Here is a 26,938-nt window from a genome sequence, read left to right as displayed (position 1 = left end):
AGCCGTTGCCCAGACGTATGGCAATGAAGACACCGGCTTCTATGCGCAGGGCGGCTATACTTACCTCGACATCGAGCCTGACGGTGCCGAATCCGGTATCGACTCGAATGCCATAACCGGCCGTGTCGGCTACCAGTTCACGCCGATGTTCTCGCTCGAAGCCGAACTGTCGACAGGCATTGATGACGGCGAGTTTGACTACAATGTCGACGAGGACGAGTTCAACCTCGACGACAATAGCGACGCCGACTTCAATGACACGATCACTGCATCCGGCGATCTCGGCCTGAACTATCTGGTTGGCCTCTATGGCCGGGCCACCGTGCCCCTGACCGAGCGTCTCGATGTGTCGGCCCGGGCTGGTTATGCCTATATCGACATTGATGCGAGCGTCATCACCCCCGGCGGCACGACACTCGGCGTGATCGAGAATTCCGCAAACGGCCCGGCCATTGGTGCAGGCCTCTCGTTTGATATGACCGACAATTGGCAGCTGCGCGGTGACTACACCTATTACAGCTTCGAAGACACCGACACGAACGCTGCAACCATTGCGGTTGGCTACAAGTTCTAGGCCTGCCTGACACCCCGAAATGAACACGCCGGCCTCCGCGAGGGGGCCGGCGTTTTTCTTGGGTGCGGACTGGCGAGTACAGCCGGCTCGGTGGACACGCTCGCCTCGCGTTCCCATGTGTAAGGTCTCGCACAAACCGGAAGTGAAATGACATGGCCAATGGCTGGGCGCGGGATGGCGCCGTTCAGGACCAGATCGAAGACAGTATCAAGGACGCGGTGCGCACGGCCCGCGCCAGCATGCCTGCAGGCGAAAGCCCGGCGCATTGCGACGTTTGCGAGGAACCGATCCCCGAGGCCCGGCGCAAGGCGCTTCCGGGCGTTCGAACCTGCGTGAGCTGCCAGTCGGCGCGCGACAAGACGCGCGTTCATTCCGGTATCAACCCATTCGCACCGGCAGATGTGTAAACCATCTGTCCGGTATCAAATGTAAACCATGTGCCCGGAATGGACCAAGCCGGGCTGGCGGTGAGACAGGGATTCGAACCCTGGAGACTATTGCTAGCCTACACACTTTCCAGGCGTGCGCCTTCGACCACTCGGCCACCTCACCATCGCCTGAGCGAAGCACAGGGCCATAGCGGAACGCATGGCCGCTCGCAAGACCGTGATTGCCGTTCGCGCCGTCCGGCCCCATATTCCCGCCAGTAAAGGAGACCGCACCATGTTGTTCTCGAAGAAACCCGCAACAATTCCGGATGCCGCAAGCGCCCTTCCGGGCCGCAGCGCAGCCATCCCGACCGCCGCCGACCATTTCGTCTTCCACCGCCCGCTGCAGGGCGATGTGCCCGCCGGATTCGAGGTCGCCATCTTCGGCCTCGGCTGTTTCTGGGGCGCCGAGCGCAAGTTCTGGCAGCAGGACGGCGTCTGGATGACGGCGGCAGGCTATGCCGGCGGTCCCACCCCGAACCCGACCTATGAGGAAGTCTGCAGCGGCCGCACCGGCCACACCGAAGTCGTCCGCGTCGTGTTTGACCCGAGCAGGGTCAGCTATGGCGATCTGGTCAAACTGTTCCTGGAAAGCCATGACCCGACCCAGGGCATGCGCCAGGGCAATGATATCGGCACGCAATACCGCTCGGCCATCTACACGACATCCGACGCGCAGGCCGCAACTGCCCGCGACATGGCCGCCGCCTATCAGGGCGCGCTCGCCCGGGCTGGCCATGGCGGCACCATCACCACCGAGATCGCGCCGCTTGGCCCGTTCTATTATGCCGAGGATTACCACCAGCAATACCTCGCCAAGAATCCGGCCGGCTATTGCGGCATTGGCGGAACGGGCGTGTCCTGCCCGGTCGGCGTCAGCGTTTCAGGCAGCTAAACCATTCAGTACCATTCAGTGAGCGCTCAGGGTGGGCCTTCCGGTTGTCCTGAATCGTATTGGTGCGTCTAGGATCCGAAATTCATCGAGAACCGCTTGCGGGTCTCGATCATGGTCTGCGCCTTGAACATGGCATCAGAGGCCGTTTGCGCCTTCTGGATCGATGGATCGGCGCGAAGGGCCTCGACCACCTGCGACAGGTGCGAGATCGCCTCCTGGACAAGTTTGAGGTCATATTGCTTCTCGGCGCGCGCCAGCAGGGCCCGGCCAAGGTCCATGCGAGCCTGTGACACCAGCGCGGAATCCGACGTATTCGTCACCTCCCCCAGATGCGCCCGGCGCATCGCGATGACCCGGTCGAGTGTGCTGAGGTCGCCGGTCTGCTCGGCGACATGCACGCCGGATGCGCAAAAATCGGCTTCCAGCTCGCTGCGGATGACCGGCGACACGGACGCGCTGTCGTCCAGCATCCGGTCGAGGGATTCAGCCAGCAGTTTCATCTTCTCCGGCCGGAAGGCCTGCGGATTGGCCAGCGCGGGCTGCAGCTTCTTGGCCAGCAGGTAGGCGGCAATGTTTGGCACCTGCCCGCCTCGGGCGTCGCGGCGCCCCGGCAGGGCGATGGTAAAGGGCCGGGCCTCGTCGGGCCGCAGGCCGCCGCCGCGAGACAGGCCCTGCACGACCAGGCCGCTATTGCCCTTGCTGATCCGGCTGGCCCAGACCAGCATGTCGGCATCGGCAGCAGCCAGCCTGCGGCGGGCATGGGCAATGATCTTCTGGTCGCTGTCGCCGGAAATCTCGCCCGTCGACGCGACGCGGAACGGCGCCCCGAAATTGTATTCGGCCAGATGGGCGCTCACCGCCGCATTCAGCCATTTGCCAATACGGCCCGCGCCGGGTCCGGTGGGCCGCGCAACCAGGATGCGATAGCCGGGCTGCTTGCTGCGCCGGAAGGCCCGAGCGCTTCCGGCATTACGCAGGCGCGTGATCAGGGTGCGGACGCCGGACAGGAGCAGGTAAAGGAGACCAAGGCACAGCAGGAGCGCCATCGCGAACCCGAAAGTTGCGAAATCATGGGCGCTGAGCACGTGCGTCTCCACCCAGTCTTCTGCCGCCGTGAACCAGCCTGTATCCAGCATGGTAATTGACCTCTTTGGTGCCAAGGCGATACGAGCCTAGCCGGGCGCTGGCAACAGGCAATGGCTGTTATCGTGCGTGATCCGGCGCTAGCATCGGCAAACTGGCAACGTAGGGAGGGCGGATCACATGACAGGTTTCGTCACCCGGTTCGCGCCGTCACCCACTGGTCACCTGCATCTGGGCCATGCCGCGTCAGCCTTTCATGTATGGGATGCTGCGCGGGAAGCTGGCGGACGCGTCCTCCTGCGGCTTGAGGATATCGACCAGACGCGATGCCGCCCTGAATATGAGGCCTCCATCCTTGCCGACCTGGCATGGCTCGGGCTCGACTGGTCGGGGCCCGTCCGGCGCCAGTCGGAACACTTTGATGATTATGCCCGCGTCCTCGATGCCCTGCAGGCACGGGGCCTGATCTATCGCTGTTTCAAGACGCGGCGGGAAATCGCAGCGGCCCTTCCCGCGGGTGCCGACCCCGATGATGCCCCCTTCATCGGCAAACCGCTCGCGCCGCAGGATGAGGCGCGGCACCTCGCGCTCGGCCATGCCTTTGCCTGGCGCCTGTCATTGCGCGCGGCGCGGGCCGCATTGGGCGACCGCTACACGGCTCTGGACTACACCGAAGAGACCGCAAGCGGTGCACGCACGGTGCGCGCCAATCCGGCAGCATTCGGCGACGTGGTGCTGGCCCGCAAGGATACGCCCGCAAGCTATCACCTGGCCTGCTGCCATGACGATGCCCTGCAGGGGATCACGCATGTCATTCGCGGCGAAGACATTCGCGACATGACCAGTGTGCATGTCCTGTTGCAGGCCCTCATGGACTGGCCCGTGCCGGTCTATCGTTTCCATCCGCTCGTGCTCGGACCGGACGGGAAGAAACTGTCCAAGCGGGCGGGCGACAAGGGTTTGTCCGTCTACAAAGAAGAAGGGATGACACCGGGCGATATTCGCGCCATGACGCTCGCCGCATGACATCCTCCCTGAACCCCCTCGTCCCTGCCCTCACGCCTCCGCCGGCCCCCTTCGAGCGCCACTGGATCGGCCCGCTGATGGTATTCGGCGGCGGCGTGTGCATCGGCTTTGCGCCGATTGGCCTGCGCCTCGGTCTCGACGATCTCGGCCCCCAGGCCATCGCCTTCTGGCGCTACGCGTTCGCCGCGCCCGTCCTGCTCGCGCTTGTCTTTCTGGTTGAACGCCGGGCACCCCGACAGCCCAACCGGTACGTCCTGCTGGCCGGGACCTTCTTCGCCCTCGACATGGCGCTCTGGCACTGGGGCCTGACGCTGACCACGGTCGCGAACGCCACCTTCATCGTGAATCTCGGCAACGTCTCCGTCGGCTTCGTGGCCTGGCTGTTCCTCAAGGAGCGGCCGACCAATATCTGGTTCGGGGCCGTCCTCCTGGCGATTGCCGGCGCGGCCGCCCTGTCGCTTGGCGGCGAAGCGGGCGGCAAGGGCGATATACGCGGCGACCTGCTGGCCCTGTCGGCGGCGCTGCTTGTGTCCGGCTACATGCTGTCATCGAAACTGGCCCGGCGCACGCTGGGCGGCCTGGAGACCATCTTCTGGCTGACCATGGTGGAAATATGCATTGCGGGCGTCATCGTCAGCCTGTCGGGTGAAGCCTTTTTCCCGGATGACCTCAGCGGATTCCGGGCGCCGCTCTTCCTGGCGCTGGTCGTTCAGGTGATGGGGCAGGGCCTGATCATCGGCGGCCTCGGCCGTACGCCCGCCGCCATTGCCGGCATTGTCGTCGTGGTGCAGCCGGTTGTTGCCGCGGCGATTTCATGGACCCTGTTTGATGAGCCCCTTTCGGCGCTGCAGGCGGGCGGCGCAGCGGCTATTCTCGCGGCCGTCTGGCTGTCCCAGCGCGGAAAACCGATGCCGATTGACTGAAATCCGCCCGACTGCATCGAAACTGCCACAAAACTCCGCTATCAGTGAGGCAGATTGAATCGCTCGGGAATTTCAAAACATGCGCACATCCATCGCCGCCCTGCTGACCGGCCTCGCCCTGGTCTCCACTGCCTGCACCACAACGGCCCCAGCCGCGCCAGAAACGCCGGAAACACCGGACATGGCCGCGCCAGCCGCTGCCCCGCTGCGGGACGGCGCTCTGCCGACGCAGGCTGGCGATTCCTATTACACGTCTGCCGCCGCCACCGTGCAGGCCCGTATCGACGCGCGCGGCGTCACGCCGGCGAAGAACGTCATTCTCTTCATCGGTGACGGCATGGGCATTTCGACCATCACGGCCGCGCGCATCCATGCGGGCCAGAAACGCGGCGTGGACGGCGAATCCTACACGCTGGCCATGGACACGCTGCCGCACATGGCGCTGTCGAAAACCTACAGCCATGATTTCCAGGTTTCCGATTCCGCCGCGACCGCGACCGCAATGGTGACCGGCGCCAAGGTCAATTCGCGCACGCTGGGCATCCTGAAGGAAGCCAGTGTCGGCAATTGCGCCAGCGTCGAAGGCCACGGCACCGACACCCTGTTCGAACTGGCCGAACGGGCAGGCCTTGCCACGGGTTTTGTCTCGACCGCGCGCCTGACCCACGCGACGCCCGCCTCGACCTTTGCGGAAACCCCGAGCCGCGACTGGGAGGATGATGCCGACCTGGAAGGCGGGGATGCCGGCGACTGCAAGGATATTGCCCGCCAGTTCATCGAATGGCCGGAAGGCGACGGATTTGAAGTCGCCATGGCCGGTGGCCGCTCGCAGTTCCTGACCTTCGACCAGGCCGACCCGGAAGACGCGGGCAAGACCGGCAACCGCACCGATGGCCGCGACCTGTCTGCGGAATGGCTGGCCAAGTCGCCGGCACACACGCTCGTAACCGACAAGGCCGGCTTCGACGCCATCGACTTTGCATCCGACGCAAAAGTGCTCGGCCTGTTCGAGGGTTCGCACATGGAATACGAGCTTGACCGGGCAGACGACACGGCCGGAGAGCCCTCGCTGGCCGAACTCACCCGCGCCGCCATTACCCGCCTGTCCCGGAATGAGGACGGCTATGTCCTGATGGTCGAGGGCGGCCGGATCGACCATGCCCATCATGGCGTCAATGCCGCCCGGGCCCTTGAAGAAACCGACATGTTCGATCAGGCCGTCGCGGCCGCGCTGGAGATGACGGACAATGACGACACGCTGATCATCGTCACCGCCGACCATAGCCACACGATGACGATTTCCGGCTATCCGGCGCGCGGCAACCCGATCCTCGGCAAGGTCAATCCCGGTCTCGGCCCGGACCTGAAAGGCCTCGACGGCAAGCCGTACACGACCCTCTCCTATGCCAATGGCCAGACCGGCTGCCGGCTTGTCGATGGCGAGGCCGACTGCACGCGCGAGGACCTGACCGATACCGACACGACGGCCAAGGATTTCCTCCAGCCTGCACTCGTGCCCATGGGATCGGAAACCCATGGCGGGGATGATGTCGCCATCTTCGCGACCGGCCCCGGATCGGAACTCGTCTCCGGCGTGATGGAGCAGCACGAAATCTTCCATGTCATGGGCCGCGCCAGCGGTCTTGTTGCTGCGGAATAGGCCGTGCCGAAAATCGACCCCGCCAGTGTGCCTGTCAGGACCGGCACCGACTATCCGGCCCCCCATGCCGACGCTGTGAGCGCACGCCGGTGGCAGGCTGTCGGCGATGCCGGCTTCCTGACCGCGCTGGGTGTCAATCTCTGCACATTGCCGCCGGGCGTCTGGTCCAGCCAGATGCACGTCCACACCCACGAGGACGAGTTCGTCGTGGTCCTGTCGGGCACGGCGCGGGTTGTCACAGATTGCGGCGAGTACACGCTCGGTCCCGGCGAGATGGCGGCCTTCCCGGCCGATGGCGAGGCCCATCACCTGCGCAATGAGGGCCCGGACAACCTGGTCTTCCTCGTTGCCAGCAGCCGGGATTCCCAGGATGGCTGCGCCTATCCTGCCATCGACATGAAAGTCGGGCCGGACGGCATCTATCTCCACGAAGACGGCACGCCCTACTGACGCATGCGGGAATCAAGGCTTACGTAACGGCCGGGCTGTTCAAGTCCCGGCCGCTGCGCAATGGTGGAAGCTGAGACCCGGCGCCGGTGAACGAGCGCCCGGCAAACCGGAGGAAACACCCATGAAAGCTGCCGTCATGCGCGCGCCAAATGCGCCGCTCTCCATCGAAGAGGTCACGATCTCGAAGCCCGGCCCGCGTGAAGTGCTGGTCCGCCTCGGCGCGGTGGGCGTGTGCCACTCCGACGTGCATTTCTGGGACGGCGCCTTCCCGACAGAAATGCCCGTCATCCTCGGCCATGAAAGCGCCGGCGTGGTCGAGCAGGTCGGCTCCATGGTCAGCGCCGTCAAACCCGGCGACCATGTCGTCTCCATCCTTTCGCCCTTCTGCGGCACCTGCGAATTCTGCCTGACCGGCCATATGTCGGTCTGCCACACGGTCAATGGCGAACAGTTCCGGCGCGCACCCACCGAGGCGCCGCGCCTGTCCATCGGCAAGGAGAAGGTCAACCAGTTCCTGAATCTCTCTTCCTTCGCCGAGCAGATCCTCGTGCACGAGAACACGCTCTGCGTCATCGACAAGGACATGCCGATGGACCGCGCCTGCCTGATCGGCTGCGGCGTCATTACCGGTGTCGGCTCTGTCTTTCATGCAGCAAAGGTCGAGCCGGGCTCGACCGTTGCCGTGCTCGGCTGCGGCGGGGTGGGCCTGTCGACCATCAATGGCGCCGCAATCGCCGGGGCATCGCGCATCATCGCGGTTGACCTCTCGGACGAAAAACTCGCCATGGCGAAGAAATTCGGCGCCACCGATTTCGTCAACCCGAAGAACGGCGACCCGATCGAGCAGGTCAAGGAGCTGACCAATGGCGGCGTGCATTATGCCTTCGAGTGCGTCGGCCTGAAGCAGACCGCCGAGCAGGGCTACATGATGATGCGTCCGCGCGGCGTGATGACCGTGATCGGCATGATCCCGCCCGGCGTGAACATCGAGATCCCCGGCATTGAGCTGCTGGTCACCGAAAAGCGCCTGCAGGGCGCCGTCATGGGTTCCAACCGGTTCCGCATCGACTTTCCGCGCCTCATCACCCTCTACAAGCAGGGCCGCCTGCATCTCGATGACCTGGTATCAGACCGGATCGGGCTTGATGGCCTGACCGGCGCGCTGCAGAACCTGAAGGACAATAAGGGCTCGGTCGCCCGCCAGGTCGTCATGTTCGATACCTAGGCCGGCGGCTGCCTGGCCGGCCGGGGCGGCGTTGCTTAATGTGTGGAACGAACCGGGCGGAAACGCATTACACAAGACATGACCAAACCGCCCCAGATACTGATCGTCGAAGATGAAATCCTCATCGCCATGGATCTTGAAGACATGGTCGCCGAAATGGGCGGGACGGCGATTGCCTCCGCCTACAACATCCAGACGGCGATCAAACTCGCAGAATCGATCGAGGCGGACGCTGCGATTCTCGACGTCGATGTCGCAGGCCAGCTCGTGTTTCCCGTCGCCGACATCCTGGCCGCGCGGGGCATACCTTTCCTGTTCAATACCGGCCATTCGGCCGAGGACGTGCTGCGCGCACGCTACAAGTCAGCGCCGATCTGCCGCAAGCCGACCCTGCCGCGCCAGCTGAAGCTGGCGCTGCAGCAATTACTGCATGCGCAGAGCGATCATTCCGGCGCGCACGGCGCCCTGCCGGCCTAATCCCGCAACAGCTCGTTGACGCCGGTCTTTGAGCGGGTCTGGGCGTCGACGGTTTTCACGATCACGGCGCAGGCGAGGCTTGGCCCGCCATTCTTGTCCGGCAGCGTGCCCGGCACGATCACCGAATAGGGCGGCACCTTGCCATAGCTGATCTCGCCGGTCTGGCGGTTCACGATCTTGGTCGACTGGGTGATGAACACGCCCATCGCGATGACCGAGCCTTCCCCGACAACCACGCCCTCGACCACTTCGGAGCGCGCGCCGATGAAGCAATTGTCCTCGATAATCGTCGGATTGGCCTGAAGCGGCTCCAGAACGCCGCCAATGCCGGTGCCGGCCGAGATATGGCAGTTCGCGCCGACCTGTGCGCACGAGCCGACAGAGGCCCATGTGTCGATCATCGTGCCTTCGCCGACATGCGCGCCAATATTGACATAGGACGGCATGAGAACGGCATTTTTCGCAATGAACGCGCCCCGGCGCACCGCGCAGGGCGGCACGGCACGGAAACCCGCCTCCTGGAAATCCGCCTCACCCCAGCCTTCGAACTTGGACGGCACCTTGTCCCACCAGGCGCCCGGTCCCGGCCCGCCCGGAATGAGGCCATTGGCATTAAGGCGGAAGGAGAGGAGCACGGCCTTCTTCAGCCATTGATGCACGGTCCAGCTGCCGTCTGCTTCCCGGCTCGCAACCCGCGCCTCGCCCTTGTCGAGCAGCTCAATCGCTGCATCGACGACTTCGCGGACTTCGCCCATCGTATCTGTGGACAGTGTGTCGCGGCGCTCCCATGCGCGGTCGATAACGTCAGCGAGGGCGTGGGTCATTCGGGCGGTCTCCGGTCGGCAGAAGGCTAGAGGGTGTCCAGTGCCGCTTCGAGGAAGGCAGCAAGGTCGCCTGTCACATAGTCGATGTGGTCCTGCCCGTCATCCCCCAGAACATCGGCCAGGCTGGCCGGGCGCGCCTCGATCGGCTCGTGGCTCCAGTCCTTCTCCGAATGCACAAGCACCGTGGTGAAACCGATATCCTTGGCGGGAGCCAGGTTGCGCGCCAGATCCTCGAAAAAGATCGATTCGTGCGGGTCGACATCGTGCAGCGTCCTGAACGCTTCATACGAGGCCGGCTTGGGCTTGGGCGCATAGGCCGCGTCCTCGATACCGAAACTGCCATGGAAGACATGGCCAAGCCCCATCTTCTCGGTCACGCGCTCTGCATGCCGGCGTGATCCGTTTGTATAGACGAACTTGCGGCCCGGCAGGATTTCCAGCGCCGCCCGCAGCGCAGGCAGGTCCGGCAGGGGGGACAGGTCTATTTCGTGGACGTAGTGCAGGAAATCGGCTGGGTCTATACCGTGAACGGTCATCAGGCCAGACAGGGTCGTGCCATGCTCTGCATAGTATTTTTTCTGGACCTTGCGAGCCTCATCGCGCGGCAATTGCAGCAGGCCCGAGACGAAGTCCGTCATCCGCGTGTCTATTTCGGCGAACAGGTCGCACTCGGCCGGATAGAGCGTGTTGTCGAGATCGAACACCCAGTTGCGGACATGGCCGAAACTGCCGAATGGCGCCAGGTGAACGCCGGCATGCCTATCGCTCATTCGCGCCGGCCTTTGCGAAATCGCGCTCGAAGAATTCGAACACGAGTTTGCGGTCGACAGGCGCAGGCGTCGCGGCAAACAGGGCCGTGCGATAGGCCGATGCCTCGCAATCGTCGCGCCCGACAATCGCGAATTTTGACCGCCCGACGCAGAAGGCGTCAGACGCCTTGGCCAGCGTGCGCAGCTTGCCGTCATCCTCCATCTCGCCATAGACGAAATGTTCGGCGCCGCTGAGCGGCCGGTCGATCACCCGCGCACAGCCGCCCGCTTCCAGCATCCACCAGCCGCGGCTTTCCCAGCCCTCCGACCCGCGCCGCGCAATCGCGCTCCAGATCCGGTTCTTGGTGCGGTTGCACACGGTGAATCCCACGGCCCGGCCACGCTCTTTCGCCACCTGCTCGAGAAAGTCGATCAGGTCGGCCTCGGAGGTCGTGGCCGGCAGGCCGTTCTTCTTCAGGAAGTCAGCGATCGCCGCGCGCGTCTTGTGGCCGATATTGCCGTCAATCACGTTGGACACCACACCAGCCTCTTCCAGCAGCCGCTGGATACCGGCCGCGCGCGCCTTTTCGGGACTGTAATTGTCAATCTCGGTGAAGGGGGTCGTCCAGCGTGTGCGCCGGGTAATCTCGACGGCGCGGAAACCGCGCGATTCAAGGCCCATGGCCGCGCATTCCGGCGGGCTTTCCAGCGAGAAACTGCCCGTCGGGTCGACACACAGGTCGGTATTGCCGCCCCATTCGCGCACACCGCCGCGATGGGCCGTGGATGTACGGGCATAGACAAAGTGGAATTTCGGCTCGAGCGGGCCCGCCAGGGCGAGCTTGCAGCTGCCCGGCTGCAGCTTGATCCAGCCTTCGACCGTCATGCCATTGCCTTCAGGGCGGCCGATCGCAGCTTCGAGGATGAAACTCGTGCGATTGCACAGCGACCAGCCATCGGCACCCTCCTGCGCCTGCGCCGAATGGCCGAATGCCAGGAAGGCGCCGAGGACGCCGAGGATTTTAAGAAACGAGCGTACCTGCGCCATGTTCTGTGAATAGCTCCATGAGGAGAGCGTGCGGCGCACGCCCATCAAGTATCACAGCCGCCCCGACTCCATGATTTACGGAATGTGCGGCAGTTTCAAGCTTGGGAATCATGCCACCTGCAGCTGTGCCGTCCGCAATCAGCGCCGGAATGCGCGAAACGGCAATCTCGCGCATCAGTTTCTTGTCCTTGTCCAGCACGCCGGCGACGTCCGTCAGCAGCAGGAGGCGGCTCGCGCCAAGCGCAGCCGCCAGGGCGCCTGCCGCCGTATCCGCATTGATATTGTAGCGCGCGCCATCATGGCCGACGCCGACCGGCGCCACGACCGGGATCAGCTGCGCGTCATCGCGCAGCAAGGCGTCCAGGACGGTCGTATCAATCGCACTCGGCTCGCCGACGAAGCCGAGATCGAGCACCTGTTCGATATGGCTGTCGGGATCCTTGGTGGTCTTGGTGGCCTTTTCGGCCCGGATCAGGTTGCCGTCAGAGCCGGACAGGCCAACCGCCTTGCCGCCCGCCTGGTTGATCGCCCGCACGATGGATTTGTTGATCGGGCCGGAGAGGACCATCTCGACGACTTCCATCGTCTCCTCGTCGGTCACCCTCAGGCCGCCCTTGAACTCGGACACGATGCCCAGCTTCTCCAGCAGCTTGCCGATCTGCGGCCCGCCGCCATGCACGATGACGGGATGGATACCCAGCGCCTTCAGCAGGACCACATCGCGCGCAAATCCGGCCGACAGGGCCGGGTCGACCATGGCATGGCCGCCATATTTCACGACGATTGTCTGCCCGGCATAACGCTGGATATAGGGCAGGGCCTCCGACAGGGTCTTTGCCGTGAATCGGGCTTGTGCAACGGGGTCTGTCATCGGAACGGGCGCCATCCTTCGCATTCAGTGCGTATGGGCCAGCCTCATAAGGTGCTTTTGAGCGCGGCGAAACCCTTCCATTCGGGACGCGACAGATTGGCGGCAAGCCGTTAGGCTGGCCGGAAAAGCAAACAGGCACTGGGGGAGACATGATGAAACGCATCCTGACGGGCGCTGGCGCGCTGCTGCTCGTCCTGCTGGTAGCGGCCGGGATATTCCTGTGGGATCCGCTGCCCGCCAATCCGCCCGCCAGCGAACTGGCCGCCGCGGCCGCAGACTATGACGCCGAAGTCATCCGCGACGCCTACGGCGTGCCGCACGTGCATGGCGCCCGCGATGCAGACGCCGCCTTCGGCCTCGCCTATGCGCATGCCGAGGATGATTTCGAAACCATCCAGGAGACCGTTGCGGCCGGCCGGGGCGTTCTGGCGCGCTATCGCGGCAGGGATGCGGCGCCGCTCGACTATATCGTCGCCCTGCTCGGCGTGTGGGACACGGTGGATGCGCGCTACGAGACAGACGTTCCGGATGATGTGAAGGCCATGGCCGATGCCTATGCCGCCGGACTGAACCTCTACGCCGCCGAGCACCCGAAGGCGACATGGCGCGGCCTTGCGCCGTTCACGAGCCGGGATGTCGTGGCGGGCTTCGTGTTCAAGACACCCTTCTTCTATGGCCTCGACGCAACCTTCCTTGAACTGTTCGGCAAGGATTACACCCAGACCATCGCGCTCGATCCGGCCGAGGGGCGCAAGGCCTTCCTGATCGGCCCGAGGACCATGGCCGAGCGCGGCTCGAACGCGATTGCCGTCTCCGCCAGCCGCGCCGGGGATGACGTCACCCGCCTCCTCATCAACTCCCACCAGCCCCTGACCGGCCCCGTCGCCTGGTACGAGGCCCAGATCTCGTCCGATGAGGGCCTCGACATCACCGGCGGCCTGTTCCCCGGCACGCCGGTGATCCTGCACGGCTTCAACAGGAATCTCGGCTGGGCCAATACGGTCAGCGCGCAGGACCTTGTCGACACCTATGTCCTGACCGTGAACCCAGAGAATGCAAGCCAGTACAAGCTGGACGGCGAATGGGTGGATTTCGGCGAAACCGAGGCCACGCTGAACGTCAGGCTGGCCGGGCCGTTTGCGCTGAAGGTCAGGCGCAAGGTCCTGCGCTCGGCCCATGGCCCGGTCATTGAGGCCGCCCATGGCACCTATGCGGTGCGGTTCGCCGGCATGGGCGAGATCCGCCAGCTGGAACAGTATTACCGCCTGAACAAGGCCGAGGACATGGACGGCTTCATGACCGCCATGTCGCTGAACGCCCTGCCCAGCATCAATTACATCTATGCCGACAGGGAGGCGAACGTCGCCTTCATCCACAATGCGCAATACCCCGCGCGGAATGATGCCTGGGACTGGTCGGGCGACCTGCCGGGCGACCGGTCGGACCTGATCTGGCAGGGCTACCGCCCCTGGGCCGACGTGCCGAAACTGGTCAATCCCGTCTCAGGCCTTGTCTACAATTCCAACAATACGCCCTACAGCGCCACTGACGGCCCGGACAATCTGCGGGCGGAAGACTTCCCCGGGTCCATGGGCCTGCAGACGAATGAATCCAACCGGTCGCTGCGCATGATCGAGCTGACAGATGGCGCGTCCCCGATTAACGAGCCGGACCTCCTGGCGCTCAAATTCGACACGTCCTATGCCGAACAGTCCGAAGCCGCCGGCCTTGTGGCCCGCGTTCTGGCGATTGACTGGAGCCAGGAGCCTGAAATGGCCGAGGCCGCCAAGCGCCTTGCCGCCTGGGACTTGAACATGAATGCCGACAGCCGCTATGCGGCGCTTGGCGGCCTGACCGTGCTGCGCGAGATCACCGCGAAATACACGCACATTCCTGCCCCGGGGCCCGAGACGGCCTTCCGCGAAGCGGTCGAATGGCTGATGGTCCATCATGGCCGGATTGATCCGGAATGGGGCGAGGTCAACCGGCTCGTGCGCGGCAAGGTCAGCCTGCCGATCAGCGGCGGGCCCGACACGCTACGCGCCGTCTATCCTGACGCGATGCGCGATGACGGGCAGCTTCACATGACAGCCGGCGATACATGGATCGCCCTCGTCGAATGGGACCGGCAGGGCCGACAGGCCGCCCGCGTCATCAGCCCCTATGGCAGCGCCGCTCTCGACAAGGCCTCACCCCACTATGCCGACCAGGCCCCGCTATTCGTCGCCCAGGAATGGCGCACCGCCCACCTGACCCGCGGAGACGTGGTCGCCAATGCGACACGGACGTATCGTCCGGGGCGGGATTGATTCCAAAGCCCCTTCCGCCAAGCGCCCCAACAGGCGCCGCATGTGCAGGATCTAAAGCAGCGCGGCGATCTCGGCGCGCAGTTCGGGTATGCCCCAGCCCTTTTCGGACGAGGTGACGAGGACGAAGGGGTGGGCCGCGCCATGCTTTTTCAGCCGCGTCTCGATATCGGCCTGCAGCGCATCGACCTCGCCCTTGTTGAGCTTGTCGACCTTGGTCAGCAGGACCTGATAGGTCACGGCTGACCCGTCCAGCATGGCCATGACCTCTTCATCCGTATCCATCAGGCCGCGGCGCGCATCGACCAGGAGGAAGACGCGGCGCAGGCTCGGGCGGCCGCGCAGGTAGGACCGCGTCAGCTTCATCCAGGCCTCGGCCTGCGTGCGGCTGACCTTGGCATAGCCAAATCCCGGCAGGTCGACGAGATAGAGCTGGTCCTCGCCGACCGTGAAATAGTTGAGTTCGCGCGTCCGGCCCGGCTCGGCAGAAGACCGCGCCAGCTTGTTCCGACCGGTCAGCGCGTTGATCAGGCTGGACTTGCCGACATTGGAACGGCCCGCAAAGCACACTTCGGTGCGGTCGGCCGGCGGCAGGCCCTTGAGATCAACCACGCCCATGACGAATTCGACCGGCCCGGCAAACAGGAGGCGCCCGGTTTCGATCTGGTCTTCACTCGGTGCCGGGCGCGTGTCCATCGGTCAGGTCTCCGGCTTGGATTCGCGGCCCAGCAGGCGCGAGATTGTCTTGCCAAGTTCCGTATCGACCCCGTTGCGGCGCATGATGAAGTATTGCTGCGCAAAGGACAGGATATTGCTCCACACCCAGTACAGGACGAGGCCGGCGGCAAAACCGCCGAACACGAAGGTGAAGACAATCGGCATGGCCTGGATCACCAGTTTCTGCGTCTTGTCGGTCGGCGCCGGGTTGAGGCTCTGCAGCGATGCCATGGTCAGGCCATAGAGCAGCGGCAGGATCCCGACACCGATAATGATGCCGATCACCGGAACGGCTTTGACGTCCGCCGCCGCCCAGGGTAGCAGGCCGAACAGGTTACCAATGGCGGTCGGATCCGGCGCTGACAGGTCCCTCAGGAACAGGAACGGCGTGTGGCGCATTTCCAGCGTCACATAGAGCGTCTTGTAGAGTGCATAGAAGATCGGGATGGTGAACAGGATCGGCACACAGCCGCCAATCGGGTTGGCGCCTTCCTGCTTGTACAGCTTCATGATTTCCTGCTGCTTGCGCTGCGGATCGGCCGCGAAACGCTCGTTGAGCTCCTTCATCGGCTCCTGCAGCTTCTTCATCTTGGCCATGGACTTGTAGCTCTGGTTGAACAGCGGCACGAGCGGCAGCTTGATCAGGACCGTGAAGGCCAGGATCGCCCAGCCGAAGGAGTTGAGCTTGCTGGCAAGGTATTCGAGAACATAGAAAAATGGCTTGGTCAGGAAGAAGGCCCATCCCCAGTCGATGGCATCGACCATGCGCGGGATGCCGTCCTCGTTCTGGTAGGCCTGCAGCACTTCGAAACGCTTGGCGCCGGCAAAGATGCGGTTGCCGACTGTCTCGCTCGCACCTGGCGCCAGGGTGATGGCTTCGCTTTCGGTGCGCACTTCCAGCGGCCCGCCGACGGCAATGCTCTTCTTGTTGACGATGCCGTTGAACGGGCGGTCCTGCTGCGGCACCAGCGAGCCCATCCAGTACTTGTCTGTCAGGCCCCACCAGCCGCCTTCGGTGGAGGGGAACGTGCCTTCGCTGGTTTCACCATCAATATTCTTCAGGGCGAGCAGCGGCTTGTATTTCTTCATGCGCAGGTCGCCATCGACCACGCCCATCAGGCCCATGTGCGCGAGGCCGCCCTCGCCCGCCGAGCCGGGGTCTGTCACTTCAAGGAAGTCCTTGTAGGCGCCGTGCCGCTCGACCGAGCCAATCGCGCGGACCGACCGCGCCGTATCGCCGGTATTGGTCAGCGTGTCTTCGAAAGAGAACATGTAATTGGCGTCGACGGAGATCTTGCGGTCAATCGTCAGGCCGGGGGTTTCGAGACGAAGCGTGATCGGCGTCGTTGTTGTCAGCTTGCCCAGTCCCACCTGCACCCAAGGGGAATTGCGGCCCGCGACCAGCGAGGATCCATCGGCCCAATAGAAGGTGGCGAAATAGCCGAATTCGGCGTCTTCCGGACGGAACAGGCGCACTTCCTGGGTCTTTTCGACCGTCAGATAGTGCTTGCGCAGGCTAAGGTCGTCGAGGCGGGAACCCGCAAGGCGGATCGATCCATCGACGGAATCGCCTTCAAACTTGACGCGGCCGGGACCCGAAACCGCTTCCTCGACCGTCCTGGTCGCAGCAATGGCCGGAACAGTACTGAGCTCTGTCGCGCTCATGCCGGTCTGTTCGTCCGCCTTGATCGCGGCCTGCTGGGCTTCGAAGCGTTTCTGCGCAGGCTCCATGAAGACTTTCTGGTAGCCAAAAACAAAGGCAACCATCAAAGCCATCGCGATCAGGAAATTGCGCTGGTCTTGCTTTTCCATCAATTTTTTGTCCCGGAGGTTTCTGGGCGCCCACTCGCAGATCGAGGGGGCACGGTCAATTAGCGGCGAGGCTTATCAGCGCGCTTTCCATATCGTCAAGCAAACGCCGCCAGGCAATGTCAGCCGTGGCATCGCGTGCGATAAAAACATAATCGGTTCCCGCGCGTCCCAGCCGCGGCAATAGCAGGCGGGCCGCTTCCCTGAGGCGGCGTTTGGCCCGGTTGCGCACGACGGCATTGCCCACCTTTTTGGTCGCGGTGAAGCCCGCGCCAATATGCGATCCCGCGGCCTCGCCAACGCGCTGCCTTGCCTGAACCACAAGCGATTTGCGCCTTTCGGCCCGGCCGCTGCGCACAAAAAGGAATTGAGGCCGCTTCGCCAGGCGAACGACCTCAATCGGCATGTCTGAATTGTCTTGCGGCATGGGCAGGTCCCGGCCTTTCAGGCTGGGGGAGACATGTCTCGCCTTTAAGCGGACAGTTCCTTGCGGCCTTTTGCCCGGCGGCGCGCCAGAACCTTGCGGCCATTCTTGGTTGCCATGCGAAGGCGGAAGCCATGGGTACGCTTGCGGCGCAGGTTGCTCGGCTGGAATGTACGTTTCATGGGTCTGCTCTAAGGCTGATGTGTCTCGGAAAGAGGGGCCAATACAGGCGACAGGCGCCAAGGTCAAGGCGGGGTGACACAGTCACGGGCACCGGGAACGCATATTTTTCGGCCTGCCGCGCCTCGCCTGCAACCTCTTGGCATGCGATACCTTTACATGATGGGGGAGTCTTGTTCATTCTGGTCAAGGGGTGGGCAGCAAGAATCCAAGGATGTTCATGCGTTTCCTCCGCTCGGCCCTGCTATGCCTGCTTGCCGCCGCCGCACCCGCCGCGCTGGCCCAGACCATCGATTATGACCGCCTCGATCAGCGTCTGACACGTTTGTCCGCGCATGAAGACATTGTCGGCCTCTCGGTCGCCGTCATCGAGAATGGCGAAATCCGCTTTGCCAGGGGCTATGGCGTGACCGAAATCGGCGGACCGCCCGTCACCGACGAAACCGTGTTCCGCTGGGCCTCGCTCTCGAAAGGCGTCGCCGCCAGCCAGGTGGCCATCCTCGCAGGGGAAGCCCGGCTGAACCTGTCCGACACGGTATCGAAGTTCAAGACGTCGCTGCGCCTGCCCGGCGGGGGAGAGAGCCAGGCGACACTGGAAGATGTGCTGTCCCACCGGCTGGGCATCGTCTCGAACGCTTATGACACGAGCCTCGAAGACGGTGGCGACCCGACAGAAATCCGCAACAGCCTGCGGGGCCTGAAGCCGATCTGCACGATCGGGGAGTGCCATACCTATCAGAACGTCGCCTTCGATGCGGTGGCCGAAGTGGTCGAACAGGTGACCAATAGCAAATATGCCGATGCCGTCGATGCCTCGCTGTTCAAGCCGCTCGGCATGATTACCGCCAGCATTGACCGGGCAGGCCTCGAAGCGTCGCAATCCTGGGCACGGCCCTATACCAAGCGCGAGAAGGATGCCGGCCCGCCCAGGGCCAAAACCGTCAATGACGACTATTATCGCGTGCCCGCAGCCGGAGGCGTGAACGGATCCATCCGCGATCTCGCGCTGTACGCCCGCGCGCAAATGGGTCTGGTGCCGGACGTGCTGAGCGAGACGGCCCTGGAGATGATGCAGACGCCGCGGATCTATACGAGCCGTGAGCAATCCGGCCTGAGCCGCCGCTACAAGGGCCACATGCGCGACGCGCGCTATGCCCTTGGCTGGCGGGTGTACAAATATGGCGACGCCGGTACCCGCGTGATCGGCCATCGTGGCGCCGTTGAAGGTTACAGGTCGCTGATCCTGTTCGATCCGGAACGCGACACTGGCGTGGTGGCGCTGTGGAATTCCAGTTCGCGCCTGCCGGTGGGCATCGGGTTCGAGGTCATGGACATGGCCTATAATCTGCCGGCCCAGGACTGGATGGGAATCGACGCGGAATCTGCTGGCGGCGGGAAATAGCGCCCCCGCGCGTCATGTGCCGCCTTCAGGCAGCATCTGTTCCAGCCACCATTGATTATATTGCCAGATCGCCTTCTCGAGCGGTGACAAACGGCCCTGGCCGGTCATCGGGGCGTTGAGGCCTTTCCAGACGGTGTCATTGGCGCCGATATCTTCCAGATGGATGGCGGTGACCATCTGACTGATTTCTTCAGCAATGAGATCAAAGCCTTCGAACGCCGTGTAGGCCGCCGGGACACAGATGTGAATCCTGAGCGTCAGCCTGCCTGCCGCTTCGGGAAACAGCTGGTACCAGGTCAGCACGCTGCCCTGGATGCCCAGCAGGAAATGCGGGTAGAGAACGCTGGCGAACAGGTCGCGCGCCTGCCAGTCCTCCAGTCCCTCGACCGGCGGCAGGCCGGGCGGCATTTCGGAATGCGCCGCGGGCATGTGAAGGATGGACCAGGGACCGTCATTGTCCGGTATGCGGGAATCGCGTGCGTGATAGGCAGGTTCGAAGGTTTCCGGATGCACCGCGATATGGTGGTAGGCCTCCATGAAATTTTCGACCAGCACCTTCCAGTTCCAGTGGCTGTCGAATTCCAGCGTGCGGACGACGGCCATCTCATTGAGCCTGAACGCTTCGAAATAGGTCTCGAATGTCTTCACTTGCGGCGCGAAGGGCGCGGCATTCGCGTCGAAATTCGCCAGAATGAATCCCTGCCAGATTTCCATGCGAAACTGCGGCAGCCGGCACCCCGGTTCCGCAAATGCCTCTGCGCCTTCCATCAGCGGGGCCCGGACAAGCTGGCCCGACGTGTCATAGCTCCAGGCATAATAGGGACAGGTGAACAGTTTGCGGTTGCCTGCGCCCTCTGCGACCTGCGCGGCGCGGTGGAGGCAGGTACGCGACATGACCCGGATCTGGCCATCATGGCCGTGGACGATCATGATCGGCTGGCCCAACAGGTCCATCGACAGATAATCCCCGGGCTTGGCGACCTGATCGGTGCGGGCGAGCGGCAGCCAGCTCTTGCGGAATATCGCCTCGGTCTCCCGGGCGAATACATCGTCATTTGTATAGGCTGCAGGCGGCAATGTGCTGGCCCTGGCCAGCGGCTGCCTTACCCGTTCGATCTCGTCGGCGTCCAGGCCGGGCAATTGATGTGTCATGATGATCCTCCCGCCTCAAAGATGACACATGCGTCAACTTTTGTCGACCATATCCGGGGCGCCCGGAAAAGCGCTGCGGCAGACCCGATCACGCGTGTTTGATCGCGCGCGGCAGAAGCGTTACGGGCGCTGTCCACGCGGATGGATTATGTCTCGGCAACAATCCGAGGACCTTTTGTCATGCAACTCTCCCGAGCCCTGCTCGCCGCGGCCCTCATGGCCCTGCCGCTTGCCCTGCCGGCCGGGGCCCGGAATATCACGGGCGGCACAAGCGAGGAGACGGACATGGCCAAGGCCCAGCACGCAGAATGGACACGCCTGCTGACGAAATACATCCACGCCGCCGATGATGGTATTAACCGGGTCGACTATGGCGCGCTGAAAGGCAATCCCGCCGACAGGGCAGCGCTGGACGCCTATATTGCCGGATTTGCCGGCATGGACCTGTCCGGCTCGGACAATGCCGCCTTCGCGGCCTGGGCGAACCTCTACAATGCCGTCACCGTCCGCTACATCGCTCAAAAATACCCCGTCGGATCAATCAAGGAGGGGCACATCTTCGGCGGGCCGTGGAAGAAGATCGTGGTGACCGCCGGCGGGCGTGATGTGTCGCTTGACGATATCGAGCACAAGATCCTGCGGCCGACATTCAATGACCCGCGCGTGCATTATGCGATCAATTGCGCCGCGTTCAGCTGCCCGAACCTGATGCGCAAGGCCTGGGAGCCAGCGACGCTCGACAGGGATCTCGACGGCGCAGCCCGCGCCTATGTCAACAATCCCCGCGGCGTGACCGTCACAGACCGCGGCCTCGTCGTCTCCTCCATCTATGACTGGTTCGCTGTCGACTTCGGCGGGTCGAAACAATCCGTCATCGACCATTTGCTGAAATATGCCGATACTGGCCTTGCCGCGCAGATCCGGGCCAATCCGAAGATCCGCTCCTATCATTATGACTGGTCACTCAATGACACCGAATAATACGCCCACCCTCAAGCCGACCCCGCTCGCAGTCCGTCTCTGGCCGCTCTACGTCATAGGCGCCGGGCTTCTCGCGGCCTGGGCGTTCGGCCTGTTCGACTATCTCTCGCTCGAAACCCTGCGCACACAGCAGGATGCCCTGCGCGGCTTTGTCAATGAACACCTGGTCCTGGCTGTCGGCGCCTATGTGCTGATCTATGCCGCCGCGACACTGTTCATGATCCCCGGCGCGCTCTGGATCACGATTGCCGGCGGGTTCCTGTTCGGCCTGCTTGGCGGCACGCCTGCCACGGTCGTTGGCGCAACACTTGGAGCGAGCCTCCTCTTCTTCGCCGCCCGCACGTCGCTCGGAGTCACCCTTCAGGAACGCGCCGGGCCCTTCGTCCAGAAAATGGAACGCGGCTTCCAGGAAGATGCGCTCTCCTACATGTTCGCCCTGCGCTTCCTGCCCGTCGTGCCATTCCCGGTTGCCAATATCGCGCCTGCCATCCTCGGCGCGAAGTACCGCGACTATGCCATCACCACCGCGCTTGGCATCATTCCCGGCGTCATCGCCTATACATGGATCGGTGCCGGCCTCGGCGCGACCTTCGCGGCCGGCGAAGACCCGAACATTGCGAGTATCGCCCGCAACCTCGTCCCGGCCTTCGCGGCCCTCGGCGTGGTGTCGCTGATCCCGGTCGCCTACAAGAAACTCTTCTCAAAAAAAGCTGCCAAGCTGGAAAGCGCAAGCTGATGCACGATACGAAACTCCCGGTCACGGATCACAAGGCAGACCTGGTTGTCATCGGCGCAGGGTCCGGCGGCCTGTCAGCAGCGGCAGGCGCGGCCATGTTCGGCCTCAAGGTTGTGCTCTATGAAAAGCACGAGATGGGCGGCGACTGTCTGAACTATGGCTGTGTACCGTCCAAGGCCTTGCTCAGCGCAGCAAAAGCGGCCCAGTCTGCGCGAGATGCCGCCAGGTATGGCGTCACCGTCTCGGCGCCCATAACAGACTGGGACGTGGTGAAGGCGCATGTCCGCCGCGCCATTGAGACGATTGCCCCGGTCGACAGCCAGGAGAGGTTTGAAGGCCTCGGCGTGACGGTTATCCGCGAGGCGGCGAGCTTCGCCGACCCAGACACGATCACGTCCGCGACATCCCGTACCCGTGCCCGCCGAATTGTGGTTGCCACGGGCTCAACCGCTTTCATCCCGCCCATCGAGGGACTCGCGGAAGCGCCCTACCTGACCAATGAGACCATTTTCTCGATGCCGGATTTTCCGGAGCATCTGGTGATCCTCGGCGGCGGCCCCATCGGCATGGAAATGGCGCAGGCCTTTACCCGGCTTGGCGCGAAAACGACAGTCATCGAAATGGGCCGCGCCCTCGGCAAGTCTGATCCAGCCCATGCAGCCGTTGCAATCGGCGCCCTGCGCAAGGAAGGCGTCACCATCCTTGAAGGCCACAAGGCCGTGCGGGTGTCCACGGACGGCAAGCGGATCCAGGTCTACACCAAACATGACGGCGCATCGCCCGTGGTCGAAGGCAGCCACCTTCTGGTCGCCGTGGGCCGGCGGACCATGCTCGACGGGCTGAACCTGGAGGCCGGCAAGGTCGACCATGACCGCAAGGGCGTCATCGTCGGCGACAATCTCCGCTCACGCAGCAATCCGCGCGTCTGGGCACTGGGGGATGCCGCAGGACGCGAACAGTTTACGCATGTTGCCGGCTGGCACGCATCCGTCTTCGCCCGCCGCGCCTTCTTCAAACAGGGCACCAAGGCCGACAGCCTGCCCATCCCGTCAGTGACCTACACATCTCCGGAAGTCGCCCAGATCGGCATGACCGAAGCCGAAGCGCGCGAAAAGCATGGTGACGCGATCACGACGTCCTCATTTGCGTTCCACGAGAACGACCGCGCCATTGCCGAGGACAAGACGCTCGGCGAAGCCAAGCTGGTCATCCGCAAGGGCTCTCTGGTGGGGGCCTCGATTGTCGGCGATGGCGCGGGCGAAATCCTGCAGGTCATTGGCGTGGCCATGTCGAACGGCCTGAAAGTGAAAGACCTCACCAATTTCATCTCACCCTATCCGACCCGCTCTGAAGTGGTGAAGCGCGCGGCATCCGCACACTTCACGGATACGCTGTTCAGCCCTTCGGCGAAGCGTCTTGTCGGCTTGCTCCAACGCATCCCGTAAGCTAGTTCACGCTGGGTGAACGACGATATCCGGACCGCCCCTTCACGCGACCTGCCCGCACCATCGTCCTCGCGCTGGTTCGAAAGCCTGTCATTTCGCCTGTTTGTCCTGACGCTGGCGTCGATCCTGCTGGTTGAAGCGCTGATTTTCGTGCCCAGCGCTTCGGGCTTCCGCAATGCCTGGCTGCAGGAACGGGTCCAGGCCGCCCGCACTGCCGCCCTTGCGCTTGACGCCGCCCCGTCGCGCAACGTGTCAGACGAACTGTCCGACGAGTTGCTAAGGAGCGCGGAAGTGCTGGCGGTGACCGAGATCGAAGACGACATGCGCTTCCAGCTCCTGTCGACGCAGCAAGCCATCACGGGCAACATGTACGGGCTCGACCTGCGGGAGTCGACCATGGTCAGCCGGTCGTTTTCCGCGATGGGCGCCTTCTTCGCGCCTGATGACCGTGTCCTCGTCATTCTCGCCGATGGCTCTGCCCCTGGCCGGGTGATCGAGATTGTCGTGCCGCAGGCGCCGTTAAAGGCGGCCATATCGGCCTATGCGCGCCGCATTGCCGCGCTCTCGCTGCTGATTGCCTTCATTGCGGCCGGCATCATCTATGTCATGCTTCACTTGCTGGTCGTGCGCCCGATGCGCCGCGTAACACTCAGTGCCGAGCAGTTCCGTGACGACCCAGGGGCCTGGACGCGCCGCCTGACGCCCACGCGGCGGCGCGACGAGATCGGCCGGGCCCAGAATGCGCTCGCCGAAATGGAAGAAACCGTCGCGTCCAGTTTCCGCAACCGGGCCCACCTTGCCGAGCTCGGGTCTGCTGTCGCCAAGATCAACCATGACCTGCGCAACTCGCTCGCATCGGCGCAGCTCGTCTCCGATGTGCTCGCACGGTCGGAAGACCCGCGCGTGCAGAAAGCGGCCCCGCGCCTTGAACGGGCGCTCGAGCGCGCGATCAGCCTTGCCACGGATACGCTCGACTATGGCAAGGCCACGCCGCAAGCGGCCCGCATCGAGCGCGTGTCCCTCCATCCCGTGCTGGAAGAGGCCGCTGGCGAAGCCCTCGCGATCTATCCGGGGATTGGCTGGGACAACAAGGTGCCGCCCGAACTGAAAATAGATGCCGATCCTGACCATCTGCACCGCATTGCCAGCAATCTCCTGCGCAACGCCGCAGAGGCGATGAGCGCGCAGGCCGATGGGAGCGCCCGAATCATCGTATCTGTTTCCGCACACGGACTCGATGTCGCCGATACCGGCCCCGGACTGCCGGACTCGGCGCAAGAAAACCTGTTCAAGCCTTTTGCCGGCAGTACACGCCGCAATGGCACCGGCCTCGGCCTCGTTATCGCGCGGGAACTCGCGCAAGGCATGGGCGGCGACCTCGTCCTGGCCAGCACCGGACCGGACGGCACGGTCTTCCGACTCACGCTGCCGGGGCTTGGCGCGTGAACGCCTACGCCCCGCCGCAGGCGAAAGTCTGTTACATCCATGTCGATGCTGACCTGATCGTCATCGACAAGCCGGCTGAGCTGTTATCCGTGCCCGGACGGGGATTGGACAAGGCCGACTGCGCCCTTTCCCGTATCCAGACAGACTATCCTGAAGCCTTGACCGTGCACCGGCTCGACATGTCGACTAGCGGCCTCCTCGTGTTCGCCCGCTCGAAAACGTCGCAAAGGCGCCTGTCGATCCAGTTCGAGAAGGGCGTGATCGGCAAAATCTATATGGCAGACGTCTGGGGCCATCCAGTGCCCCTGACCGGACTGATCGACCTGCCGCTTGGCCAGGACTGGCCCAACAGGCCGCGCCAGAAAATTGACCATGACGCCGGCAAGCCGAGCCAGACCGAATATGTCACCATCGGCGCGCACGCGCAGGGCGCCCGCCTCGGCCTGACGCCGCTCACCGGGCGCACGCACCAGCTGAGGCTGCATCTCGCTGCCATAGGACACCCCATCCTGGGCGACGATCTCTATGCGCATCCCGAGGCCCTGGCCGCCGCGCCCCGGCTGCACCTTCACGCCACGCGGCTGGACCTGATCCATCCGGTCAGCAATGAGCGATTGGCGTTCGAAAGCCCCTGCCCTTTCTGACCCGGGATCGGGCCGCCCACTGAATTCAGCTTTCGGGAACGAGGCGCACTTCGGTCTTGCGGTTGAGCGGCACGTCGCCTTCGTCCGTCACGGCACCCTTGTCACCATAGGCCACAAGGTGCGCGCGCTCTGCGTCTACGCCGCGTGTCTTGAGCGCTTCCAGTACGGCCTCTGCCCGCGCAGCCGATATCGCCTGGTTCGCGACTTCATCGCCGCTCGCGTCCGCATGGCCTTCGATTTCGATCTTGTAGAGTTCGCAGCGCGCATACGTCTTCGAAACGGCATCGATAACGGCGTCGGACTCAGCCGACAGCTCGCTGGCGCCTTCATCGAAATAGATCGCGAATGTTTCCACAGAGCAGTCGGGGGCCGCCATGGCGGCATCGACCTCTGCCGGCGCGGCGGGCGGCGCGGGGTTCGACATGCAGGCGGCCATCAAAAACGGCGCAAACAGTAGGAATTGGTGTTTCATCAGACCCTCCGGCAACAGTGTTCAATTCCCCTGGGACGGAATGGTTCCGTCTCACAGGCGTTTCTTCGTTCTTCCCTCATGCGGGCGGGCCGTCGCAGGCGCCTCCGGCCAGTCATGCCTAGGATAGCGCCCCCGCATGTCCTTTGCCATGTCGCGATAGCCATTGTCCCAGAAGCGCGGCAGGTCCTGCGTCGTCGCCGCCGGTTTCATGCCCGGCGACAGGAGTTCCACGGTGACCGGCACACGGCCCGATGCAATCGCGGGATGGGTACCCAGCCCGTAAAAGGCCTGTGCCCGCGCCGACACGAGCGGCGCGCGCGGATCGATATAGTCGACCGATGCTGTCTGCCCGGATGGCAGTGTCAGCGACAGGGGCGCATGCAGCCTGAGCGCGTCCTGGACCGGCCAGTCCAGTGACAAGACCAGCGCGTCCCGCACATGGCCATCGCTTGGCACGCGCGCACCCTGCCGCTTCAGCAAAGGCATCAGCCATTCCTCTGCCTGCTCGCGCAGCTGTGCCTTTGTCATGCCGGGTGGCTCGATCAGTTTTGCCCGCTCCAGCACGGCCAGCCGCCCCAGCGTCTCGTCAACAACCCGCTCGGCGCCAATGGCGTCCAGCCCTTCGGCCAATACCGCATCCAGCATCGCCTTCGCCGCAACGCCCGGCGCGGGCTTGGGAAGGGGCGCCTCGGACAGCACGATCGCGCCCATCGCGCGGACCCGGCGCGCGGTAAAGCGCGCTGTCTTTGAATCAAACTCGGCGCGTTCCTCAGTCTGGACACCGCCCAGCGCCAGTGCATCGGCCTCGCTGAGTGGTGCGGCCAGCGTGATGCGCGCCTGCCCGCTGGCGCCGCCAAGGTCTGCGACGATCAGCCAGTCCGATTTCGCCAGCCCGTCCGTCTCGGCAAGCATGGCCGCCCGGCCAGACGCCATGAGGTAGACACCGGCGCTGCCCGGGCGGGCCCGCGCGATCTGGTCCGGCCACGCGCTC

General features: G+C 63.9%; 28 protein-coding genes and 1 tRNA gene. 16 read left to right on the top strand and 13 right to left on the bottom strand.

The window, feature by feature from the left end; all coding sequences use genetic code 11:
- Both VR74_RS03975 and VR74_RS03970 read left to right on the top strand, forming a co-directional pair.
- Positions 1-574, top strand: a 574-nt coding sequence (locus VR74_RS03975) for a porin family protein (protein WP_045694606.1), incomplete at its 5' end; no start/stop codon positions are given.
- 152 nt (positions 575-726) lie between these two features.
- Entirely contained in the window at positions 727-981 is a 255-nt protein-coding gene (locus VR74_RS03970) for a DksA/TraR family C4-type zinc finger protein (RefSeq protein ID WP_045694604.1), read from the top strand.
- A gap of 55 nt (positions 982-1,036) precedes the next feature.
- On the opposite strand, the gene VR74_RS03965 is transcribed toward VR74_RS03970, so the two are convergent.
- A tRNA-Ser gene (locus VR74_RS03965) sits at positions 1,037-1,126 on the bottom strand.
- A 111-nt stretch (positions 1,127-1,237) separates the two neighbouring features.
- On the opposite strand from VR74_RS03965, the gene msrA reads away from it, so the two are divergent.
- Positions 1,238-1,897 carry a peptide-methionine (S)-S-oxide reductase MsrA gene (gene msrA, locus VR74_RS03960; protein ID WP_045694602.1) on the top strand — a complete coding sequence of 220 codons (660 nt, stop codon included), beginning with the start codon at positions 1,238-1,240 and terminating at the stop codon, positions 1,895-1,897.
- A gap of 68 nt (positions 1,898-1,965) precedes the next feature.
- Here msrA and VR74_RS03955 read toward each other — a convergent pair whose 3' ends face one another.
- On the bottom strand, positions 1,966-3,033 hold the full coding sequence (locus VR74_RS03955; RefSeq protein WP_045694600.1) for a hypothetical protein: 1,068 nt from the start codon (positions 3,031-3,033) through the stop codon (positions 1,966-1,968).
- Positions 3,034-3,160: 127 nt separating this feature from the next.
- On the opposite strand from VR74_RS03955, the gene gluQRS reads away from it, so the two are divergent.
- The 6 genes from gluQRS (at position 3,161) to VR74_RS03925 (ending at position 8,741) form a co-directional block, all read left to right on the top strand.
- Positions 3,161-4,006, top strand: coding sequence for a tRNA glutamyl-Q(34) synthetase GluQRS (gene gluQRS / locus VR74_RS03950; protein WP_045694598.1), 846 nt, complete (start codon positions 3,161-3,163; stop codon positions 4,004-4,006).
- Positions 4,003-4,929 (top strand): DMT family transporter, encoded by a 927-nt coding sequence (locus VR74_RS03945; RefSeq protein WP_045694596.1) that lies wholly within the window; start codon positions 4,003-4,005, stop codon positions 4,927-4,929. The genes gluQRS and VR74_RS03945 overlap by 4 nt, the downstream gene beginning before the upstream one ends.
- 79 nt (positions 4,930-5,008) lie before the next feature.
- A complete protein-coding gene (locus VR74_RS03940; RefSeq protein WP_299949547.1) occupies positions 5,009-6,589 on the top strand; it encodes an alkaline phosphatase in 1,581 nt (526 codons plus the stop codon).
- A 3-nt stretch (positions 6,590-6,592) separates the two neighbouring features.
- A complete protein-coding gene (locus VR74_RS03935; RefSeq protein ID WP_045694594.1) occupies positions 6,593-7,039 on the top strand; it encodes a cupin domain-containing protein in 447 nt (148 codons plus the stop codon).
- A gap of 121 nt (positions 7,040-7,160) precedes the next feature.
- Positions 7,161-8,264: a Zn-dependent alcohol dehydrogenase gene (locus tag VR74_RS03930; protein WP_045694592.1), complete on the top strand. Its 1,104-nt coding sequence runs from the start codon at positions 7,161-7,163 to the stop codon at positions 8,262-8,264.
- Between the two features lie 78 nt (positions 8,265-8,342).
- A complete protein-coding gene (locus VR74_RS03925) occupies positions 8,343-8,741 on the top strand; it encodes a response regulator (RefSeq protein WP_045694590.1) in 399 nt (132 codons plus the stop codon).
- Here VR74_RS03925 and dapD read toward each other — a convergent pair.
- The 4 genes from dapD to argB are packed head-to-tail and all read right to left on the bottom strand — an operon-like array spanning position 8,738 to position 12,233.
- Positions 8,738-9,565, bottom strand: a complete 828-nt coding sequence (gene dapD, locus VR74_RS03920; protein ID WP_045694589.1) for a 2,3,4,5-tetrahydropyridine-2,6-dicarboxylate N-succinyltransferase — start codon at positions 9,563-9,565, stop codon at positions 8,738-8,740. The two genes, VR74_RS03925 and dapD, sit on opposite strands and share 4 nt — an antisense overlap.
- 26 nt (positions 9,566-9,591) lie before the next feature.
- Entirely contained in the window at positions 9,592-10,335 is a 744-nt protein-coding gene (locus VR74_RS03915; RefSeq protein ID WP_045694587.1) for a pyrimidine 5'-nucleotidase, read from the bottom strand.
- Positions 10,325-11,362: a DUF1036 domain-containing protein gene (locus VR74_RS03910; protein WP_045694585.1), complete on the bottom strand. Its 1,038-nt coding sequence runs from the start codon at positions 11,360-11,362 to the stop codon at positions 10,325-10,327. The genes VR74_RS03915 and VR74_RS03910 overlap by 11 nt, the downstream gene beginning before the upstream one ends.
- Positions 11,337-12,233 (bottom strand): acetylglutamate kinase, encoded by an 897-nt coding sequence (argB, locus tag VR74_RS03905; RefSeq protein ID WP_299949545.1) that lies wholly within the window; start codon positions 12,231-12,233, stop codon positions 11,337-11,339. Before argB ends, VR74_RS03910 begins: the two co-directional genes overlap by 26 nt.
- Before the next feature lie 149 nt (positions 12,234-12,382).
- On the opposite strand from argB, the gene VR74_RS03900 reads away from it, so the two are divergent.
- Positions 12,383-14,542, top strand: a complete 2,160-nt coding sequence (locus VR74_RS03900; protein WP_299949543.1) for an acylase — start codon at positions 12,383-12,385, stop codon at positions 14,540-14,542.
- A gap of 51 nt (positions 14,543-14,593) precedes the next feature.
- On the opposite strand, the gene yihA is transcribed toward VR74_RS03900, so the two are convergent.
- Genes yihA through rpmH form a run of 4 tightly spaced genes read right to left on the bottom strand, consistent with a single transcriptional unit; the run spans position 14,594 to position 17,671 of the window.
- A complete protein-coding gene (yihA, locus tag VR74_RS03895; protein WP_045694582.1) occupies positions 14,594-15,235 on the bottom strand; it encodes a ribosome biogenesis GTP-binding protein YihA/YsxC in 642 nt (213 codons plus the stop codon).
- Between the two features lie 3 nt (positions 15,236-15,238).
- Positions 15,239-17,068 (bottom strand): membrane protein insertase YidC, encoded by a 1,830-nt coding sequence (gene yidC / locus VR74_RS03890; protein ID WP_045694580.1) that lies wholly within the window; start codon positions 17,066-17,068, stop codon positions 15,239-15,241.
- Positions 17,069-17,123: 55 nt separating this feature from the next.
- Positions 17,124-17,492, bottom strand: a complete 369-nt coding sequence (gene rnpA / locus VR74_RS03885) for a ribonuclease P protein component (RefSeq protein WP_045694579.1) — start codon at positions 17,490-17,492, stop codon at positions 17,124-17,126.
- Positions 17,493-17,536: 44 nt separating this feature from the next.
- Entirely contained in the window at positions 17,537-17,671 is a 135-nt protein-coding gene (gene rpmH, locus VR74_RS03880; RefSeq protein WP_034738102.1) for a 50S ribosomal protein L34, read from the bottom strand.
- Positions 17,672-17,889: 218 nt separating this feature from the next.
- Here rpmH and VR74_RS03875 point away from each other — a divergent pair, with 218 nt between their 5' ends.
- Entirely contained in the window at positions 17,890-19,071 is a 1,182-nt protein-coding gene (locus VR74_RS03875; protein WP_299949541.1) for a serine hydrolase domain-containing protein, read from the top strand.
- Between the two features lie 12 nt (positions 19,072-19,083).
- On the opposite strand, the gene VR74_RS20465 is transcribed toward VR74_RS03875, so the two are convergent.
- The gene (locus tag VR74_RS20465) at positions 19,084-20,223 is read right to left on the bottom strand and encodes an aromatic ring-hydroxylating dioxygenase subunit alpha (protein ID WP_299949540.1); all 1,140 of its coding nucleotides are present in this window, start codon (positions 20,221-20,223) and stop codon (positions 19,084-19,086) included.
- A 180-nt stretch (positions 20,224-20,403) separates the two neighbouring features.
- Here VR74_RS20465 and VR74_RS03865 point away from each other — a divergent pair, with 180 nt between their 5' ends.
- Genes VR74_RS03865 through VR74_RS03845 form a run of 5 tightly spaced genes read left to right on the top strand, consistent with a single transcriptional unit; the run spans position 20,404 to position 25,475 of the window.
- A complete protein-coding gene (locus tag VR74_RS03865) occupies positions 20,404-21,204 on the top strand; it encodes a DUF547 domain-containing protein (RefSeq protein WP_299949538.1) in 801 nt (266 codons plus the stop codon).
- A complete protein-coding gene (locus VR74_RS03860) occupies positions 21,191-21,940 on the top strand; it encodes a VTT domain-containing protein (RefSeq protein ID WP_045694576.1) in 750 nt (249 codons plus the stop codon). The genes VR74_RS03865 and VR74_RS03860 overlap by 14 nt, the downstream gene beginning before the upstream one ends.
- Positions 21,940-23,385 (top strand): FAD-dependent oxidoreductase, encoded by a 1,446-nt coding sequence (locus tag VR74_RS03855; protein ID WP_045694575.1) that lies wholly within the window; start codon positions 21,940-21,942, stop codon positions 23,383-23,385. Before VR74_RS03860 ends, VR74_RS03855 begins: the two co-directional genes overlap by 1 nt.
- A 15-nt stretch (positions 23,386-23,400) precedes the next feature.
- The gene (locus tag VR74_RS03850) at positions 23,401-24,831 is read left to right on the top strand and encodes a HAMP domain-containing sensor histidine kinase (RefSeq protein WP_299949536.1); all 1,431 of its coding nucleotides are present in this window, start codon (positions 23,401-23,403) and stop codon (positions 24,829-24,831) included.
- On the top strand, positions 24,828-25,475 hold the full coding sequence (locus VR74_RS03845; RefSeq protein WP_045694573.1) for a pseudouridine synthase: 648 nt from the start codon (positions 24,828-24,830) through the stop codon (positions 25,473-25,475). The genes VR74_RS03850 and VR74_RS03845 overlap by 4 nt, the downstream gene beginning before the upstream one ends.
- A 25-nt stretch (positions 25,476-25,500) precedes the next feature.
- Here VR74_RS03845 and VR74_RS03840 read toward each other — a convergent pair whose 3' ends face one another.
- Positions 25,501-25,947: an OmpA family protein gene (locus VR74_RS03840; RefSeq protein ID WP_045694572.1), complete on the bottom strand. Its 447-nt coding sequence runs from the start codon at positions 25,945-25,947 to the stop codon at positions 25,501-25,503.
- A gap of 51 nt (positions 25,948-25,998) precedes the next feature.
- Positions 25,999-26,938, bottom strand: a 940-nt coding sequence (locus VR74_RS03835) for an ATP-dependent helicase C-terminal domain-containing protein (protein ID WP_045694570.1), incomplete at its 5' end; no start/stop codon positions are given.

Origin of the sequence: Hyphomonas sp. BRH_c22 (genome assembly GCF_000961795.1) — a bacterium.
Lineage (GTDB): Bacteria > Pseudomonadota > Alphaproteobacteria > Caulobacterales > Hyphomonadaceae > Hyphomonas.
Note: the sequence above shows the minus strand (reverse complement) of the source record. Positions and strands in the feature narration are given on the sequence as shown.